Below are 17213 nucleotides of genomic sequence, written 5' to 3'. Positions count from 1 at the left end.
GAAAATGCGTGCCGTTTCTGATGAGCCGGCTCGCCTTGTTTCATAGGCGACCGGCATGCTCGACTACAGCGGCCGAAGGTTCGGCCAACTTAGGGTCATACGGATATGAACAAGCTCTGGAGGGCGGCCGGTCTGGTCGCGCTGGTTACGATGATGGTTGCAAACCCGGCGGTGGCCGGTGATGGCGGCGGGGATTACTCGGACCATGAGAATCCCGACGAAGAGCCCATGTTCGAACTTGATCGGCTTTACACGTCGCAGAACGGGATAACAAAGCAAAGCACAGTAACGATTGGCGATGGTAGCCAGTTGGTCACTGTGGTCTATGACGCCCCTACGGACCGCGTATACGTGAGCAACGCGCACGGCGCGGCTGAGGCTCCCTTGCAGCAAGTAGCGATGGCGTACGCCGGGAACAACGTTCAAGCGGCCAACGCATTTGCCGACTCCGTGAGGATGGCCGCTAGCCGGCCTGGTGGGTGGGAGCGTGTTATAGGCCCTGCCCAATGGAGCCCGCCGAGCGCGACAGGAGGCCCTTGCGATTTATCTCCTTGCGGCCCCGGCTACTTTCTACCGGACTATCAAATAGGCGACTTCTCGCGGCAGATGGGCATTCGTGGCTTCGACTACCACGACGATTGGTATTCGCTAACTTACGACCCCACGACAATTGCCCAGGACAAGCACTACTTCGAGGTTTGGAGAAGGGGGGAGTGCGACGAAGCAAATGAAGATGTTGTTGATGGCTTGTATGCAATCGGAGGTGTAGTTGCAACCTGTCCACTAGCGGAGACGGGTCTAGGCGCTGCGGGCTGTGGGTTGGCGGTGGGGACGCTTCTTCGGTCGGGAGGAGCAGATCATGACCAGCGTGATAGAAACTGCAATCAAAGCTATCCTGGGCCGACACGTTGGGGGTTCTAATAGCCATGACGAGAGAGCTGCTATTCGCAATTATGTACTGCCTCGCAATGTTATCCGTCGCGTTGGCCCTCTACTTCATCAAAGACAAAAGGCAGCGTTTGATCGTGTTGGCGCCAGTTGCCCTCGCGATCGCGCTCCATTTTTTGAAAGGGTACCTGTACTGACCTAGTGTAGGCGTCTTTAACAGCCACCTTCCGGCGCCATTCTCTGGCGGCGTTTTTTTGCGTTGCCGCTGCTGCGATCCGGCGGCGTATGCGCCGGCGTCGGCCGAGATCCGCACGATCGCGCCTGAGCCCGCACGGGCGCCGCCGTAGCCGCGATCACACGCGTGAACGCCGGGGGGCCTGCGCCACTTCGACCCGTAGCGTCGCGCGCACGCGGCCATCGCCATAGGAGCGTCGCGTCCAGAGCACGACGCTGTGGTGATCGGCAATGGATCGGTAGCGTAGTCATCGCCTGCGGTCACTCGACCCCACACGGACACCGAATCTCAACGCAATGGCGCGCCTCACACCGCCAGTCCGGGATCGCCCTCCAGGACCGTCTGCCGCATCCGTGGCCGCTCGCCCGGCCGCCACAGCGACACCTCGTGGCGGACGCGATACCGCAAGGGCCCGCCGTCCGCGCCGGGGCTGCGCTCGAGGGGCCTGGGGATGCAGACGAAGTCGGTCGCCATCGTGCCGGCGTCGACCCGCACGGTGGTGTAACCGTGTCCGCCCATGTCGACGAAGGACAGATGCGGCGCCAGGTCGGGATTGCTCGCCGCGTGCGCCTTGCGCAGGTCGCCGCTGCTGGCGAACTCCAGCGCCGAACGCACGCCGTGCTGCAGCAGCAGGTTGACGGTAGGCTGCGGCGCCCCGTCGCCCGGGTTGGCGATGTACAGCGGGCGCAGCGGATTTTCCTTTTTCTGGTTGTGCTCGTTGGCTTCGGCCATGCCCGGGGCGGAGATCGAGCCGGTCACGAAGGTCACGCCCACCGGCTCGAACGCCGCAGGCGGCAAGGCCTTGGCCGCGTAGCCCGCCCAGAAGCTGTGGCGGTCGCCAGACACGATGGCGAAACCGGTGATGCCGGCCTCGCGCACCGCGTCGAAGATCTCGGCGCGCTCGTGATAGGCGCAACCCCAGTCGCCGGTGGCCATGAGGGCAAAACCCGCGCCCTCGGGATACTTGCCCAGCGCCGCCGGCAGGTTCTGCGGATCGACGCGCCAGTCGGGGGTTCCCAGCGAATTGCCCCAGATCTTCCAGGTCGCCGTCGCGCCGCGCAGGCGCGCCAGGAACCAGGCCTTCTGCTTCGCCCCCAACATCGTCTGCGCGGCTTCGCCCACGCGGTAATTGGCCACGCTCTTGGCGCCGAAGGACAGCTTCGCCGGCGGATGGCCGTCGGCGTAGTCGCGGCCGCCGTCGAGTTGCCGCATCAGCTCCTCGGGCACGAAGCCCAGCGTGTCGTCTTCGAACAGCGGATTGATTTCGTCGTGATTGCCCGGATCGCGCGAGCGGAAGCTGCGCTGGTCGGTCACCAGCAGGTCGATGTGCCGGCCCCAGCGCACGCCGCGATACGCGATCAGGCTGTTGATCGCGGCCAGGTTGTTGGCTTCGGTGCCCAGCCCGTCGTCGTCGAAATCATGGACCAACGTGTCGACGACGTTCGGCGCATCGAAGGCCTCCAGCGCGGCGCCCGGCGCTAACACGCGCGCCGGCTGGTATTCGAACCAGGCCTGGTTAGCCGCGACCTTGAGGGTCTGCGCAGGCACCCAGCCTTCGCCGCCAGGGAACTCCTGGATCGACTGCCAGCCCTGCCAGGAGAATTCGTGGTTGTCCCATATCGCCACGAACGGCCAGCGCGCACGCGCATCCTGGATGTCGGGGTCCTGCAGGTAGGCGTGGTAGAGGACGCGATAGTCCTGCAGCGAGTCCGGCACCCAGAAGCGGTTCTTGGCGACCGTCTTGCCCTTGGGAAACCTGATCGGAAACTTGATGAGGCGGTCGTAGCGATGGCCGTTCTTGACCTGGTCCGGGTACTGCACGACTTCGTAGACGAAATCGCCCAGGTGCAGCACGAAGCCGAGCCGGTCCGCGGGCGCGGCGCGCTCGTCTTCCCAGATCATTCGCCGATAAGCGTTCTGGGCCCCCTCGCAGATGGTCTGGCAACTGACGAAGGCGAAGCGCGCCGGGCGCGCATCGTCGGCCGCGGGCGCCGTCAGCGTCCGGCCGATCCGGCTGCCGTTGCCGTCCTCGTCGACGAAGCGATACCAGTACTCGCCGGCCGGCGGCAGGTCGCCGACCAGCACGCGACAGGTCCAGTCGGCCTGGGCCAGCACCGGTGCCGTCGCGGTCGCGATCACGCGCGCGAACGCCGGGTCTAGCGCAACTTCGACCCGCAGCGTGGCGCGCTCGCGGCCATCGGCATAGGGCCGCCGCGTCCACAGCAGGACGCTGTGATCGTCGGGATCGCCCGAGGCGACGCCTTGCGGAAACAGGTCGCGACGCTCGCGCCAGCCGCTGGAGGAAGGGCGCACCGTCGCGCAGCCCCAGGCCAGGGTCGCTCCCAACGCGACGGCGAGCTTCAGAAACTTGCGACGGCTGAGTGTCGGCATGTCGGCCCACCGTTTGCGGTGTCGAGTCGGCGCAACGCTAGACCCGCAACCTGCGCAGGTGAGCGTGCCGGAAGTACCGCGGCGCGCGCCTGCCCCCTCGAGAGGCGATGCGAGTAGGCTTCCGCGGCATGCGGACGCTTGCATCCGGCAGGCCGCATGCGACCGCTTGGTACCGGTGATCGCCGCACTGCGATGACAGCAAACGCCCAACAGGCCGAGCGCACCCGGTCTCGTTTCTCGCGCAGCGAAAAAGAAAAAGCCCCGGCGTTTCCGCCAGGGCTTTCCGATTTGGTGGGCCGTCAAGGATTCGAACCTTGGACCCATTCTGATTAAGAGTTTGGGAAACTTTGCTCTTGAATCAATGGCTTAAACCGCTCCGATTTCCCGGTGGCGCTCACCCGCAACGCCGCCAGAACAGCCTACCAGCCATTTTCCCGATGTCCGCTAACGGCCAGGAGCTGACGTATGAAACTTAGGGCGCGTCTATGCACCCATCGGCGCGCGGCTGACCAACGTAATCACGCGAATCTGCGCGACATGCTTCGTTGCCTCCCATACCGACCAAGCCCCGAACTGGAGCAGTGAATCGAGATCGCTTTTGGATGCCAATATTCGGACGCGCGCACGTGCCGTCTCCCCCGGATCAACCACCCCGTTCTCGAAGGTAACCTCGCCCAGGAAGAACTCTCGGTGCGAGGATGCAGATGATTTGGACGGTACCTGGAACGCTTCGGCACAGCCGAAGGTAACAAAGCCAGCTCCACATCCACTTCAGCAACCTCTTCCACGTTTCCGATCTCCCAATGTCCGCTTCGGGTCGAAAGCGGACATTAGCATCGCCCGCCGCGGACGTGGCCGCATGGTCGCGCAAGCTCGATCAACTGCCCTGCTCCCCGCAAACTCAAGGGAACAGGGGTCAGACTACTAGTTCATGGCGGATCATCCTGACGCAGCGGCCCTGGCAGCAAGAACTGGCCAAGATAAATTCGTATCGAACGACAGTGTCCGCATGGCCGGAGAGTTCGCAAAGTGCTCCCGAGTGGACGCGACGGCTGAAGGTGCGAATCTCCAGGGGATCAGGAAAGCAGAGCACGACGTTGTGGTCTAAGCCTGTGAGGCGACTAGCGCCGCGGCTGCGTCGCTATGGCCTGCCGTGCAAACCTTGCGATCCGGACGATCGACCGGCCCGCGCTGCACACCTAGACGCCGGACGGGCAGTGCTTCGGATACGGCTCGGCCTCGCGGCTGTACGAGACCGACCCAAGCAGGATCACGCTCGGCGACACCCGACGAATTGGCAAATCGAGCGGTTCCGGCGCTGTCTTCGGAGGAATGCATTGGTCGCATCCTGCGTAACGCAGGACCGCCCGGCCCTCTTCGATCGAGCCCAGCATCTCTCCCTCGTAAAACATCGCACCACCGTCGCCCTCGGAAGAGTAAAGACGGCCTGCTTTGCAGACCCGTCTGCTTATGCAACTTCACGCGCGCACCTTCGATCTGGAGCGCGTTCTGGTAGTACCAGCGCTCGGGCATGCCCGCCTGATCGAACTCCGCGGCGCGTTCGAAGCCGAAGTAGGCGTTCACGTACCAAGGCAAAAGCGGCGGCAGCGGCGGCGTTTCATCGGCCCGCACCAGCGTGCAGGAGCAGAGCGTGGCGACCAGAACGAATCCCGTGAGCCCTTTCATGCCCCTCCCCGCGCCAGCGGCGTCCCTGCGACGCAGCCACTGTAGCAAGGCCACACACGAGACGGAGCAGACGCGCTGCCGGGGCGACAACCGGATGCGCGGCGCCGGCGAACGATCCACCGCGCCGGCATTCTCGGCGCCGAGCCTTGAAAAGAAAAAAGCACCTGGACTCGCGTCCAAGTGCTTCTTCGATTTGGTGGGCCGTCAAGGATTCGAACCTTGGACCTATTGATTAAGAGTTCAGGCAACCTTGCTATTCAATCAATGGCTTAAGCCACTCCAATTCTCCGGTAGCATCCACCAGTGGCGCCCCCAGATCAGCATCGTACTCACCATTTCCCCGGCCATGCGCTATCGGCAAGAAGCAGACACCGGACAAAACCCTCATTAAGACGAGCCGCGAAGCGGTGTCGGCTTGAATGAGCTATTGGGGCGCAGCCTGCATCGCTGGAGAGCCTGGCGCAACGTCTCCCAGAAACCAGTCTGTGGTCTAGGGGAACAGCCAGACGACGCCGCAAACGGGGCGCAAGAGAGGCACTGGAGTGATGTCTGCATAGTCGCTATGCAGCACCATCCCGCGCAGGCACGCGCCTAGACGGCGACAGGGGCCGCAGATCTGGAAACAGCGACGACAGTAGATTGATGCGGTCGCCTCCAATACCAGCCGATATACTCGGCCCAGATGACAATGGGGATGGGAATGCACAAGCGATCGGGTGCGGTGTTGGTGATCGTGGCCTGCGGTCTATGCGCTGGCTTGGTCTGGGCTTCACAGGGTTTGGCCGACCTTGTCCGCCGGCCGTCCGCCTCATGGGCCAGCGTTCTGGCAGGCGCGACGTCTAACGCGCGCTCGCGGGCAGACGCGACCTCTAGCCCAGGCCCGTGGGCAAGTGCGCCCCCTAGCGCCCATCCATGGATAGATCCGACGACCAGGGTGCGCCCGAGGGCAGGTGCGACGCTTAACGCACGCCCGTACCACCGGGTAGGCGCCGCCTCTACTTCAATGCTGACGATGTCCCTCGAGCAGCAGTCCTACTCGATGACTGCGCCGGAATTCCTCTCGGATCCGGCGACCTCTACGGCGCAGTCCATCGCTGTGGGCGACGTCTCCGGCGATGGACGGGACGACCTCGTGTTCCTTTCCCCGCGCGTCGCGCCCAACTCGGCGGATAGCCGCATGCGGGTTTACGTCGCGTACCAGCGCAGCGACGGCCGCCTTGACGCGGCAGTCAAGATCACGGAGTGGGGCAACGAATTCGACTACCAGCTCCTGATCGCCGACCTGGACCGCGACGGTGTAGGCGACATCATTACTACCGCTCGCAATGACGTCATGATGCTTCGCTCGAATGCAGATGGCACGTTCACCTCGAGCGCGGCCGCAGCCGGCGACCCCCACGAACTGGTCGTGACTGACGTCGATCGCGATGGATACCTCGACGTTCTCGTCGACTCAAGCGACACCTCGGCCACGGTCGTCCATGGCGGTTCTGGCGGCATTGGCCGCACTTCGACACTGTCATTGCCCTCGTCCGCCGTTCGCACGACCGGCGACGTCAACGGCGACGGCTTGGACGATCTCATTCTCGCCACGATCTTCAACAGACCGCTGGAGGAATTCCGGATCTACCCAGCGCTTGCATCAGGGGGGTACGCCGCACCGGTGGTGCTATCCCTGCCGCTGGGCTCCAACGCTGCCGCATCACTCGCTGTTGGCGATTTCAACGCGGATGGTCGCGGTGACCTGATGTTGGACGAAGCAAAGAATGAAGCAAACCTGCGCCTGTATTTACAAGATTCGCACGGCAACCTCATGTCGAGCGTTGGCGTCGCCAGGCTCACCGCTCCCGGCCCCCTGATTGCTAGCGACCTCAACCGTGACGGCCGGACCGACTTAGCGATCGCGCACAGCGGATGGGACTACGTCGGGTACTACCTTCAAACTGGCACTGGGCTCGCGCCCGAGACCCTCATCAACGCCTATCAGTACATGGGCCGGTCCAACTACTTTGCGTCAGGCGACCTCAACCATGACGGGTGTGGCGATCTGGTGGTCTCTCGATGGAGCCAGTCGCCCGTGCTGCTGTACGGTCAAGGTTGCATCGTCCGCCCACGCATTGCCGATTGCCGGCTGCCGGCAGTCGCGGTGGAAGGTTCGGGGCTCGTGGTGGCGGGACTGGCGTCTCCGCTTGCGCCTCAGCGCAACAGCGATGTGAGCGCGAACGTCGGTGAAGGCGTGATACGAGGTGTTCGCGCGCGCTTTGAAGGCAATGGATACCGTGTCCGTGGCGCGCCGCTGCCGAACCGGGCAGGCGTACCTGTTCGGGATCCGTAGGCACCACCATGATCTGCGCCCATGCGGAGCAATCGGCACGTAAGACGGTCACGGCTGGACATGGGCTGAGCGTCAGAGGCGGACATCCTCTGGATGTCCGCTTTGGGTTGGAGCGGACACAAGTGCCGCCCTCTCTGTCGCGCGCTCGATCAACTGCCCCGGCGCGGAACCCAAGGTCCGCAAGCGCCTTGCCGGGCACGCCCGACTGCGCTCCCCACACAGGAAAAAGAAAAAGCCCCAGCGTTTCCGCTGGGGCTTTCTGTATTGGTGGGCCGTCAAGGATTCGAACCTTGGACCTATTGATTAAGAGTCAACTGCTCTACCAACTGAGCTAACGGCCCGATACATCAGGAGCGAAATTGTAGCAGAAGCTTTTCGGTCCTTACAACAATGGGGTGGCTGAGGGGACTCGAACCCCCGACATCTGGAATCACAATCCAGTACTCTAACCAGCTGAGCTACAGCCACCGTAAAACGTAGACATACAGCGTAAATCAGTTGCGAATTTGGCGCGCCCGGCGGGAATCGAACCCACAACCACCGGCTTAGAAGGCCGGTGCTCTATCCAGTTGAGCTACGGGCGCCAGTCCAAACATCTTAACTGACGCCCCAGCCCGGTAGCGGATGGTCGGGGCAGAGGGATTCGAACCCACGACATCCAGCTCCCAAAGCTGGCGCTCTACCAGGCTGAGCTATACCCCGAAGCCGGGACTCTCGTTGCGCGCCAACGCCGCGAAAGGCCGACTAGTTTGGGCGGCGCCATCGCTGCTGTCAACGAGGCGTCGGCTAAAGCGGCCTGCGTGTATGCTCCCGGCATCGTGAACAACCGTTCATTCAGGACTACAGGGGCGACCAACATGCGCAGCGGCAATCCGGCACTCAAGGAATCCACCTTCCTGGACCTGGCCAGCGGCACGGTAGTACAGGGCGACAGTCAGGCCATGAGCTTGAACGGCACGGTCAACAAGACCGGCCTGTTGCTGCTGCTGACGGTGCTGACCGCCGCCTACGCCTGGAGCCAGATCACCATCACCACCGAGGGCGCGACCGGCCTGATGCCGTTCATGCTGATCGGCGGTCTGGGCGGTTTCGTCCTGGCGATGGTGACGATCTTCAAGAAGACCTGGGCGCCGGTGACCGCGCCGGCGTACGCGCTGGTCGAGGGCCTGTTCCTGGGCGCGATCTCCTCGGTGTTCGAGGCGCGCTATCCGGGCATCGTGATGCAGGCGGTGATGCTGACCTTCGGCACCCTGTTCGCCCTGCTGTTCGCCTACCGCTCGGGCCTGATCAAGGCCACCGAGAACTTCAAGCTGGGCGTGGCCGCGGCCACCGGCGGCATCTTCGTGCTGTATCTGGTCAGCTTCGGCATGCGCCTGTTCGGCAAGGAAATGCCCTATATCCACGAGTCCAGCCTGATCGGCATCGGCTTCAGCCTGTTCGTGGTGGTGGTGGCGGCGCTGAATCTGGTGCTGGACTTCGACTTCATCGAAACCGGCGTCGAGCAGCGCGCGCCCAAGTACATGGAGTGGTACGCCGCGTTCGGCCTGATGGTCACCCTGGTGTGGCTGTACATCGAGTTCCTGCGTCTGCTGTCGAAGCTGCAGTCGCGCAACTGAGCGACGCCGCGGGAAACGAGAAAGGGGCGCGATCGCGCCCCTTTTTTTCGCCTCCGCCCTGCCCTCAGCCGCGCTCTTCGGCCGCCTGCGGCAAGGGCTGCGGCGCGCGCTTACGCGAGGACCACAGCATGGCCAGGATGGTGATGCCGCCCAGCAGCCAGCTGTAGTGCACGCTGCCGGCCAGGGCCAGCGGCGAGACCGCGCCCAGCGAGGCGGCCAGCAGGATCTGCGCGCCGTAGGGCAGGATGCCCTGGGTCACGCAGGCGAAGATGTCGAGCACGCTGGCCGCGCGCGCCGGCGGCACGCCGTGCTGTTGGGCGATGTCGCGCGCCAGGCCGCCGCTGATCAGGATCGCGACGGTGTTGTTGGCGGTGAACACGTCGGTGGTGGCCGACAGCGCGGCGATGCTGACCTCGCCCGCGCGCCGGCTCTTGTGGCCGCGCGCGAACTTGCCGATCACCTGGGCCAGCCAGGCCAGGCCGCCGGTGGCCTTCATCAGCGCGCCCAGGCCGCCGACCAGCAGCGACAGCAGGGTGATCTCGATCATGCTCTCGAAGCCGTCCCAGATGTGTCCGGCGTAGGCGGCCAGGCCGAAGTCGTCGGCCAGGAAGAAGCCGAAGCCGCCGGCCACCAGCAGGCCCACGCTCAACACCACGATCACGTCGACGCCGGCCAGGGCCATGCCCAGCACGATCAGGTAGGGCAGGATCAACCAGGCCGAGACCGGTTCCAGCGGCGCGACCGGTGCGGTTTCGCCGACGAAGCCGAGCACGATCAGGGTCAGCAACGCGGCCGGCAGTGCCAGCTTGAAGTTCTCGCGGAACTTCTCGCGCATGGTGCAGCCCTGGGTGCGGGTGGCGACGATGGCGGTGTCGGAGATCACCGACAGGTTGTCGCCGAAGGTGGCGCCGCCGATCACCGCGCCCAGCACCAGCGCGCGATCCAAGCCGGAGGCGTCGGACACGCCCAGGGCGATCGGCGCGACCGCGGCGATGGTGCCCATCGAGGTGCCCAGCGACAGCGAGATGAAGCCGGCGACCAGGAACAGGCTGGGCAGCAACAGGGCCGGATGCACATGGCCGATGCCCAGCGAGACGATCGCGTCGACCGCGCCGATCGCCTTGGAGACTTCGACGAAGCCGCCGGCGAGCAGGAAGATCAGGCACATCAGCACGACATTGCTGTCACCCATGCCCTCCAGCAGCGTCTCCAGCGGCTTGAGCTTGCGGCGCCAGGCGATGAACGCCGCCAGCGCCAGCGCGGGCAGGATCGCGACCGGCGCGCGCAACTGATAGAAGCCCATCGCCTCGCCGTGGGTGGTGAAGTAGATCCCCGCGCCGAAGAACAGCGCCAGGAACAGCAGCAGCGGCGTCAGCGCGAGCGCGCTGGGGCGGACCGGGGCATTCATCGCTTCATCCGTATGGAACTTGTTAGGACTCTATTTTGCGGTGCAACATGGGCGCTGTCGAGGGCTGTGGCGGCCACAGGCGGGGAGGACGGTTCAGGTGGGGGAACTTGGCGTCCAGCCACCTGCTAGCAACGCCTGGAGCGGGCTGACACGGACTTGAGGGGGCCAGTGGTGGCCAGACGCCCCGCCCTCTCGCCCCGTGCGCGAGCCCAGGGGCGATGCAGCCTCGGCGGCCCTCCCTGCAGCCCACACCCCGATCCGACCGCAGGACGGCCGGACGGTCGATGCAGCGCGAGCCGATGGTGCGCAACGCCGGCCCTCACCCCGCACGCGGGAGAGGGCTACAAAGTCGCTGGGCTTTCCTGCGCCGCAAACGCAACGAGGCGCCCGAAGGCGCCCCGTGGCGGTACCGCGTTGGCCTGGATCAGGCGATGGCGCGGCTGGCGATCGCCTTGGCGAAGGACATGGTGTTGCCCTCGCCGCCCAGGTCCGGCGTCAGCGAGTCCTTGGCTTCCAGCGTGGCGATGATGGCCTCGCGCAGCTTGGTCGCCTTCTCGGGCTGGCCGATGTGGTCCAGCAGCTGCGCCGCGCCCAGCAGCAGGGCGCAGGGATTGGCCTTGCCCTGGCCGGCGATGTCCGGGGCGGTGCCGTGCACGGCTTCGAAGATCGCCGCGTCGGTGCCGATGTTGGCGCCCGGGGCCAGGCCCAGGCCGCCGACCAGGCCGGCGCAGAGGTCGGAGATGATGTCGCCGAACAGGTTGGTGGTGACGATGATGTCGAACTGCTCCGGACGCATCACCAGCTGCATGCAGGTGTTGTCCACGATCATCTCGTTGCACTGGATGTCCGGGTACTGCTGCGCCACTTCGCGCGCGGTCTTCAGGAACAGGCCCGAGGTCGACTTCAGGATGTTGGCCTTGTGCACCACAGTGACCTTCTTGCGGCCGGTCTTGCGGGCCAGGTCGAAGGCGTAGCGCACGATGCGCTCGGAGCCGCGGCGGGTGATCTTCTGCACCAGGGTGGCGGTTTCGCCGTCCGCGGTCAGCGACTGGCCTTCGCCGATGTAGGCGCCTTCGGTGTTCTCGCGCACGGTGATCAGGTCCACGCCCGAGGGGAAGCGCGACTTGGTGTTCGGGAACGACTTGGCCGGACGCACGTTGGCGTACAGGTCGAAGCGCTTGCGCAGTTCGACGTTGATCGAGCTGAAGCCCTCGCCGACCGGCGTGGTCAGCGGGCTCTTCAGGGCGATGCGATTCTTGCGGATCGAGTCCATGGTCGAGGCCGGCAGCAACTCGCCGTGCTTCTCCAGGGCGACCAGGCCGGCATCGGCGAATTCGTAGGACAGGCCGACGTTCATGGCGTCGAGCACGTGCAGGGTGGCGTCCATGATCTCCGGGCCGATGCCGTCGCCACGGATGACCGTAATGGTTTGCGTCATGAGGGAGTTCTTCCAGCGATAGGGCGCGGCGCAAGCGGCGCGGCGCAAGGTTGAGCCCCGTAATTATGCCGGAAGCGGCCCGACCCTGCATTCGGCGCCGTATTGGACGATGGTCGGGTGGCGGACGGCCCGATCCGGCGCGCACCGCCCCTGTGGGAGCGGCGTAAGCCGCGATAGGCCGCCGGTTGCGACGCAGGCTGGAGGCCCAATCGCGGCTTACGCCGCTCCCACAGGTCAGGTAATGGACGGGCCTCAGCCGTGATCGTGCCCCGCCGGCGCCGCGGCCTCGCCCTGCTCCAGCCGGTCGAGGAAATCGACCGCGCGGCGCAGGTGCGGGATCACGATCGAGCCGCCCACCACCAGGCCGACCGAGAAGGCCTCGAACATTTCGTCGCGGTTGACCCCGGCGTCCTTGCACTGGGCGACGTGGTAGCTGATGCAGTCGTCGCAGCGCAGCACCATCGAGGCGACCAGGCCCAGCAGTTCCTTGGTCTTCAGGTCCAGCGCGCCGGGCTGGTAGGTCTGGGTGTCGAGGGCGAAGAAGCGCCGCACGACCTGGTTGGGCTCGGCCAGGATGCGTTCGTTCATGCGCTTGCGGAACGCGGTGAACTCGGCGACGCGGTCGCTTTCGGTACTGTCGTTGCTCACGGAAACTCCTTCGATGATGGGGCGCGCTTGCCGTTCATGGCGTTACCGTTCCGGCTAGCGGATGGTCCGGCCCGTCCATCCCTGGCCGGGCGTTCGCGGGCGCAGGCGGCGGTGCCGCCCGATCGCGCCCACTCACCCCGCCAGCAGCGGCTCAAGCCCGCCCGCGCGATGCAAGGCGATCATGTCGTCGTAGCCGCCCACGTGGGTGCCGCGGATAAATATCTGCGGCACGCTGGTGCGCCGGGTCAGGCTCATCATCTTCTCGCGCTGGGCCGGGTCCAGGTCGATCCGGACCTCGGTCCAGGACTCGCCCTTGCTCTTCAGGAAGTTTTTCGCGGCCACACAATAGGGGCAGATCGCGGTGGTGTAGATCACGATCTTCTCGGGCGCTTCGGACGGCGCGGTATCGGTGACGCTCAAGACGGTTCTCCTGATGAAACTCGGCGGGTGGGTTGCGGTCTGACTATGGGCCCGCAGGGTGCGCCATTAAAGCGCGCCTGCGGAACGCTGTCGTCCACCGCCCCCTCCATGCGCCCTCGGACGGTAGCGAATTAATGGATGATTCACACCGCCGGACGTGGCGGGCCGCATTCTGCCGTGCGAACGTGCACTTGCCGCCCGCGACCACCCCGCGACCGAGGAACACCCGCTTGCGCCGCATCGCCCTGCTTTCCGCCGCCATCACCCTCGCCGTCGCCAGCCTCTGCGCGCCGGCCCAGGAATCGAGCCTGCCCGACATCGGCTCGTCCGCGGGCGAACTGCTGACCCCGGCCCAGGAGCGCGAGTACGGCGCGATGATGCTGGCCCAGTTGCGCCACTACGACTATCTGCTGGAAGACCCGCTGATCAACAGCTGGCTGGACACCCTGGGCACCCGCCTGGCTGCCAGCAGCGACCGCCCGCGCCAGCCCTTCACCTTCTTCGTGATGCGCCAGCGCCAGATCAACGCCTTCGCCACCCTGGGCGGCTACATCGGCGTCAACGTCGGCCTGGTGCTGGCGGCCGAGCGCGAGGACGAGGTGGCCGCGGTGCTCTCGCACGAAATCGCCCACGTCACCCAGCAGCACGTGCTGCGCGGGGTCGAACGCGCCCAGCGCGACCAATTGCCGATCCTGCTGGCGATGCTGGGCGCGATCGTCGCCGCCCAGGCCGCCGGCGGAAACTCCGCCGACGACGCCGCCCAGGCGGCGATGGTGTCGGCGATGGGCCTGATGCAGCAGCGCCAGATCGACTACACCCGTTCCAACGAGTCCGAGGCCGACCGCCTGGGCATCCAGACCCTGTCGCGCAGCCAGTACGACCCGACCGCGATGGCCGATTTCTTCGCCAAGATGCAGGCCAAGTCGCGCAGCAACAAAGCCGGCTACTTCGGCCCCACCCCCGACTACCTGCTGACCCACCCGGTCACCACCACCCGCATCAGCGAGGCCAAGGCGCGCGCCGAGCAGATCGCGCAAAGCACGGTGATCGCGACCACTTCGACCCCGAACGCGACCCGCAGCGAGCGCATTCCCAAGAACGGCTACAGCCTGCCCGGCGACGCGCGCGGGTTGGACAACCCGCTGCTGCCCAGTGCGTTGCGCCTGCAAGGCTATGCGCTGTCGGGCGGCGACACCGGCCTGTTCGAATTCGCGCGCGAGCGCATGCGCGTGCTCAGCGCCGAGTCGGCGCGCGACGCGATCGCCGAGTACGAGCGTCTGGGCAAGGGCGCCAAGCTCGACGAGGCCCAGCGCTACGGGCTGGCGGTGGCGCGCATGCGCGCCAACCAGGCCGGCGCCGCGGCGCCGGTGTTCGCCGAGCTGCTGGACAAGTACCCCGGCCACCTGTGGCTGAGCCTGGCCCTGAGCGAGGCCGAGGCGCAGAGCGGCAAGGTCGCCTCCGCCGACGCCCGCTTCGAATCCCTGCTGCGGCAGATGCCCAACAACCGCGCCGTCGCCCTGACCTATGCGCGCACCCTGTCGGAGCGCAACACGCTGGAATCCGGCAAGCGCGCCCAGGCCGTGCTGCGCCCGCTACTGGGCAGCGCCAGCGAGGACGCCCTGTTCCAGCAGGCGTTCGCACGCGCCTGTGAGATCGCGGGCGACCCGGTCCGTGCCGGCGAAGCCTACGCGGAAGCCGCCTACCTGGGCGGACGCCCGGAGCAGGCCCTGGTCCAGCTGAACACGCTCAAGAAGCGCCCCGAGCTGGATTACTACGCCCGCGCCCGCATCGAGGCGCGCATCGCCGCGATCACCCCGACCGTGCTGGAGCTGCGGCGCCAGGGCGTGAAGGACGAGGACCTGCGTCGGCGCTGACGCGCCTGGATTCGGGATTCGCAACCGCCGGCCGTGACGATTTGCCCACCAAATCCCAAATCCCGAATCTTGAATCCCGGCCTTTAAGACAGTGTCACGCGGACGTCACAAAACGGTAGTGTACTGGCGCGGTCTCAGGCAGCCCTGCTTGCAGCGGCTGTTCCAAGCCCCGCCTCCACTCCCCCGGTGACCGCGTGCAGAAGCGCATTCTCATAGTCGAAGACGAACCCGCCATCCGCGACATGGTGTCCTTCGCCCTGCGCAAGGGCGAGTACGACCCCATCCATGCCGGCGACGCGCGCGAGGCCCAGGCGGCGATCGCCGACCGCGTCCCCGACCTGATCCTGCTGGACTGGATGCTGCCCGGCACCAGCGGCCTGGAGCTGGCCCGGCGCTGGCGCAAGGAATCGCTGACCCGCGAGATCCCGATCATCATGCTGACCGCGCGCGGCGAAGAAAACGACCGCGTCGGCGGCCTCGAAGCCGGCGTCGACGACTACGTGGTCAAGCCGTTCTCGGCGCGCGAACTGCTGGCGCGCATCCGCGCCGTGCTGCGGCGCTCGCGCGAGGACGACGAGGACGGCAGCGTCGGCATCGGCCCGCTGCGCATCGACGGCGCCGCCCACCGCGTGTTCGCCCAGGGCGGCGGCGGCGACCAGGCGGTGCAGATCGGCCCCACCGAGTACCGCCTGCTGCACTTCTTCATGACCCATCCGGAGCGCGTGTATTCGCGCACCCAGCTGCTCGACCACGTCTGGGGCGGCAGCGTCTACGTGGAAGAGCGCACGGTCGACGTGCATATCCGCCGCCTGCGCAAAACCCTGGAACCGCACCGCCTCGACGGCATGGTCCAGACGGTACGCGGCGCCGGTTATCGTTTTTCTGCCTCACTCGCCGCGTAAGCTTGGCGGGTATGCCACCCCGCGCCCGATCCGCCTGGTTCCGCACCCTGGGACAGCTGCTGCTGATCCTGGTCGCCGCGGCCGTGGTCGGGCTGCTGATCGGCCAGCCCTGGCCGGTCGTGACCCTGGCCGCGCTGGGCGTGGTCGCCTGGCATTACTGGCGCCTGCGCAGCGTGCTGATCCGGCTGACCGCGCGCCAGCGCCTGACCCCGCCGCTGGGCGAAGGCATCTGGAACGAACTCGACCGCCTGCTGCACCGCAGCCAGGCCGAGATGCGCGGGCGCAAGCGGCGCCTGATCGAAATGCTGCGCGCCTACCGCGCCGCCGCCGCCGCGCTGCCCGACGCGATCGTGGTGGTGGAGCGCAACAGCCAGCGCATCCAGTGGTTCAACGAAGCCGCCAACGGCCTGCTCGGCCTGCGCTACCCGCGCGATATCGGCGGCTCGCTGTCGCAGAAGCTGCAGCCGCTGCAACTGGCGCATTGGCTGGCCGCGGGCCGTAACGCCGAACCGCTGGAGGCGGCCTCGCCGTGGAATCCGGCCGCGACCCTGAGCCTGCGCCTGATCCCCTATTCGGAAAACCTGTGGCTGCTGGTGGCGCGCGATGTCAGCCGCCTGCTGCAGCTGGAGCAGATGCGCCGCGATTTCGTCGCCAACGTCTCCCACGAACTGCGCACGCCGCTGACCGTGGTGCACGGCTACCTGGACATGCTGGACCCCAGCGAACACCCGGACTGGGCGCCGATGCTGGCCGAGATGCAGCGCCAGTCGCAGCGCATGACCCAGTTGGTCGAGGACCTGCTGATGCTGTCGCGGCTGGAGTCGCAGGACAGCCTGCCGGCCGAAGAGACCGTGTCGATGTCGTCGATGCTGTCCACGCTCAAGCGCGAGGCGATGGCGCTGAGCCAGGGCCGCCACGAGATCGCGATGGAGGACCTGGCCGGGGTCGATCTGTGGGGCTCCAACAAGGAACTGCACAGCGCCTTCTCCAACCTGGTCAGCAACGCGATCCGCTACACCCCGGCCGGCGGTTCGATCCGCATCCGCTTCCGCCCCGAGGACCAGGGCATGGGACGCGGGGTGGTGCTGGAAGTGATCGACAGCGGCTACGGCATCCCGGCCGCGCACCTGCCGCGCATCACCGAACGCTTCTACCGCGTGTCCACCAGCCGCTCGCGCGAAAGCGGCGGCACCGGGCTGGGCCTGTCCATCGTCAAACACGTGCTCAACCTGCACCAGGCGCGCCTGGAGATCGCCAGCGACGTCGGCCGCGGCAGCAACTTCGCCTGCCACTTCGGCGTCGACCGCGTGCGCAGCCGCGACCTCGCCTATCTCGATACCCTGCCCGACGCCCTGCCCTGATCTTTCCCAGC

Annotated in this window: 12 protein-coding genes and 5 tRNA genes; 6 read left to right on the top strand and 11 right to left on the bottom strand. The window is 66.2% G+C overall.

Annotated elements, in window-relative coordinates; translation table 11 throughout:
* The first annotated feature begins 105 nt into the window (after positions 1–105).
* Positions 106–921, top strand: coding sequence for a hypothetical protein (locus ASE35_RS20935; protein WP_157489216.1), 816 nt, complete (start codon positions 106–108; stop codon positions 919–921).
* Between the two features lie 508 nt (positions 922–1429).
* Here the strand turns inward: ASE35_RS20935 and ASE35_RS01910 are convergent.
* The 3 genes from ASE35_RS01910 to ASE35_RS21840 all read right to left on the bottom strand — a co-directional run bounded on the left by ASE35_RS01910 (position 1430) and on the right by ASE35_RS21840 (position 4908).
* Positions 1430–3514 carry an alkaline phosphatase D family protein gene (locus tag ASE35_RS01910; RefSeq protein WP_057162807.1) on the bottom strand — a complete coding sequence of 695 codons (2085 nt, stop codon included), beginning with the start codon at positions 3512–3514 and terminating at the stop codon, positions 1430–1432.
* Between the two features lie 289 nt (positions 3515–3803).
* Positions 3804–3900: transfer RNA gene (locus tag ASE35_RS20930), tRNA-Gly, on the bottom strand.
* Between the two features lie 813 nt (positions 3901–4713).
* Positions 4714–4908 (bottom strand): hypothetical protein, encoded by a 195-nt coding sequence (locus ASE35_RS21840; protein ID WP_235569976.1) that lies wholly within the window; start codon positions 4906–4908, stop codon positions 4714–4716.
* Positions 4909–6212: 1304 nt separating this feature from the next.
* Here ASE35_RS21840 and ASE35_RS01905 point away from each other — a divergent pair.
* Complete coding sequence (locus tag ASE35_RS01905; protein WP_235569975.1) at positions 6213–7535, top strand: VCBS repeat-containing protein; 1323 nt, start codon at positions 6213–6215, stop codon at positions 7533–7535.
* A 265-nt stretch (positions 7536–7800) separates the two neighbouring features.
* Here the strand turns inward: ASE35_RS01905 and ASE35_RS01900 are convergent.
* The 4 genes from ASE35_RS01900 to ASE35_RS01885 all read right to left on the bottom strand — a co-directional run bounded on the left by ASE35_RS01900 (position 7801) and on the right by ASE35_RS01885 (position 8237).
* Positions 7801–7876: transfer RNA gene (locus ASE35_RS01900), tRNA-Lys, on the bottom strand.
* A 50-nt stretch (positions 7877–7926) separates the two neighbouring features.
* Positions 7927–8003, bottom strand: a tRNA-His gene (locus ASE35_RS01895).
* A gap of 39 nt (positions 8004–8042) precedes the next feature.
* A tRNA-Arg gene (locus ASE35_RS01890) sits at positions 8043–8119 on the bottom strand.
* 41 nt (positions 8120–8160) lie between these two features.
* A tRNA-Pro gene (locus tag ASE35_RS01885) sits at positions 8161–8237 on the bottom strand.
* A gap of 155 nt (positions 8238–8392) precedes the next feature.
* Here ASE35_RS01885 and ASE35_RS01880 point away from each other — a divergent pair.
* Positions 8393–9151, top strand: coding sequence for a Bax inhibitor-1/YccA family protein (locus tag ASE35_RS01880; protein ID WP_057162804.1), 759 nt, complete (start codon positions 8393–8395; stop codon positions 9149–9151).
* A gap of 64 nt (positions 9152–9215) precedes the next feature.
* Here ASE35_RS01880 and ASE35_RS01875 read toward each other — a convergent pair whose 3' ends face one another.
* The 4 genes from ASE35_RS01875 to grxC form a co-directional block, all read right to left on the bottom strand.
* Positions 9216–10559 (bottom strand): Na+/H+ antiporter NhaC family protein, encoded by a 1344-nt coding sequence (locus ASE35_RS01875; protein ID WP_056173281.1) that lies wholly within the window; start codon positions 10557–10559, stop codon positions 9216–9218.
* A 424-nt stretch (positions 10560–10983) separates the two neighbouring features.
* Entirely contained in the window at positions 10984–11997 is a 1014-nt protein-coding gene (locus ASE35_RS01870) for an isocitrate dehydrogenase (RefSeq protein ID WP_056173276.1), read from the bottom strand.
* Positions 11998–12249: 252 nt separating this feature from the next.
* The gene (locus tag ASE35_RS01865; protein ID WP_223621702.1) at positions 12250–12585 is read right to left on the bottom strand and encodes a carboxymuconolactone decarboxylase family protein; all 336 of its coding nucleotides are present in this window, start codon (positions 12583–12585) and stop codon (positions 12250–12252) included.
* Between the two features lie 192 nt (positions 12586–12777).
* Complete coding sequence (gene grxC / locus ASE35_RS01860) at positions 12778–13065, bottom strand: glutaredoxin 3 (protein WP_056173270.1); 288 nt, start codon at positions 13063–13065, stop codon at positions 12778–12780.
* Between the two features lie 230 nt (positions 13066–13295).
* Between grxC and ASE35_RS01855 the strand changes: the two genes are divergently transcribed.
* From ASE35_RS01855 to phoR, 3 genes are all read left to right on the top strand, one after another.
* Complete coding sequence (locus tag ASE35_RS01855; protein ID WP_057161318.1) at positions 13296–14939, top strand: M48 family metalloprotease; 1644 nt, start codon at positions 13296–13298, stop codon at positions 14937–14939.
* 194 nt (positions 14940–15133) lie between these two features.
* Complete coding sequence (gene phoB / locus ASE35_RS01850) at positions 15134–15841, top strand: phosphate regulon transcriptional regulator PhoB (protein ID WP_057162802.1); 708 nt, start codon at positions 15134–15136, stop codon at positions 15839–15841.
* Positions 15842–15852: 11 nt separating this feature from the next.
* Complete coding sequence (phoR, locus tag ASE35_RS01845; RefSeq protein WP_056176400.1) at positions 15853–17202, top strand: phosphate regulon sensor histidine kinase PhoR; 1350 nt, start codon at positions 15853–15855, stop codon at positions 17200–17202.
* Positions 17203–17213 lie beyond the last annotated feature (11 nt).

This window comes from Lysobacter sp. Root916 (assembly GCF_001429785.1).
Classification (GTDB): domain Bacteria; phylum Pseudomonadota; class Gammaproteobacteria; order Xanthomonadales; family Xanthomonadaceae; genus Lysobacter.
The sequence above is the reverse complement of the archived record's forward strand: the minus strand, read 5'-3'. Positions and strand labels throughout refer to the sequence as shown.

Bases quoted from the DNA above. Each gene is read 5' to 3' on its own strand.
- phoR (WP_056176400.1), top strand. From the start codon at position 15,853: ATGCCACCCCGCGCCCGATCCGCCTGGTTCCGCACCCTGGGACAGCTG.
- ASE35_RS01865 (WP_223621702.1), bottom strand. From the start codon at position 12,585: ATGAACGAACGCATCCTGGCCGAGCCCAACCAGGTCGTGCGGCGCTTC.
- ASE35_RS21840 (WP_235569976.1), bottom strand. From the start codon at position 4,908: ATGCTGGGCTCGATCGAAGAGGGCCGGGCGGTCCTGCGTTACGCAGGA.
- ASE35_RS01910 (WP_057162807.1), bottom strand. From the start codon at position 3,514: ATGCCGACACTCAGCCGTCGCAAGTTTCTGAAGCTCGCCGTCGCGTTG.
- ASE35_RS01880 (WP_057162804.1), top strand. From the start codon at position 8,393: ATGCGCAGCGGCAATCCGGCACTCAAGGAATCCACCTTCCTGGACCTG.
- ASE35_RS01875 (WP_056173281.1), bottom strand. From the start codon at position 10,559: ATGAATGCCCCGGTCCGCCCCAGCGCGCTCGCGCTGACGCCGCTGCTG.
- ASE35_RS01905 (WP_235569975.1), top strand. From the start codon at position 6,213: ATGTCCCTCGAGCAGCAGTCCTACTCGATGACTGCGCCGGAATTCCTC.
- ASE35_RS20935 (WP_157489216.1), top strand. From the start codon at position 106: ATGAACAAGCTCTGGAGGGCGGCCGGTCTGGTCGCGCTGGTTACGATG.
- ASE35_RS01870 (WP_056173276.1), bottom strand. From the start codon at position 11,997: ATGACGCAAACCATTACGGTCATCCGTGGCGACGGCATCGGCCCGGAG.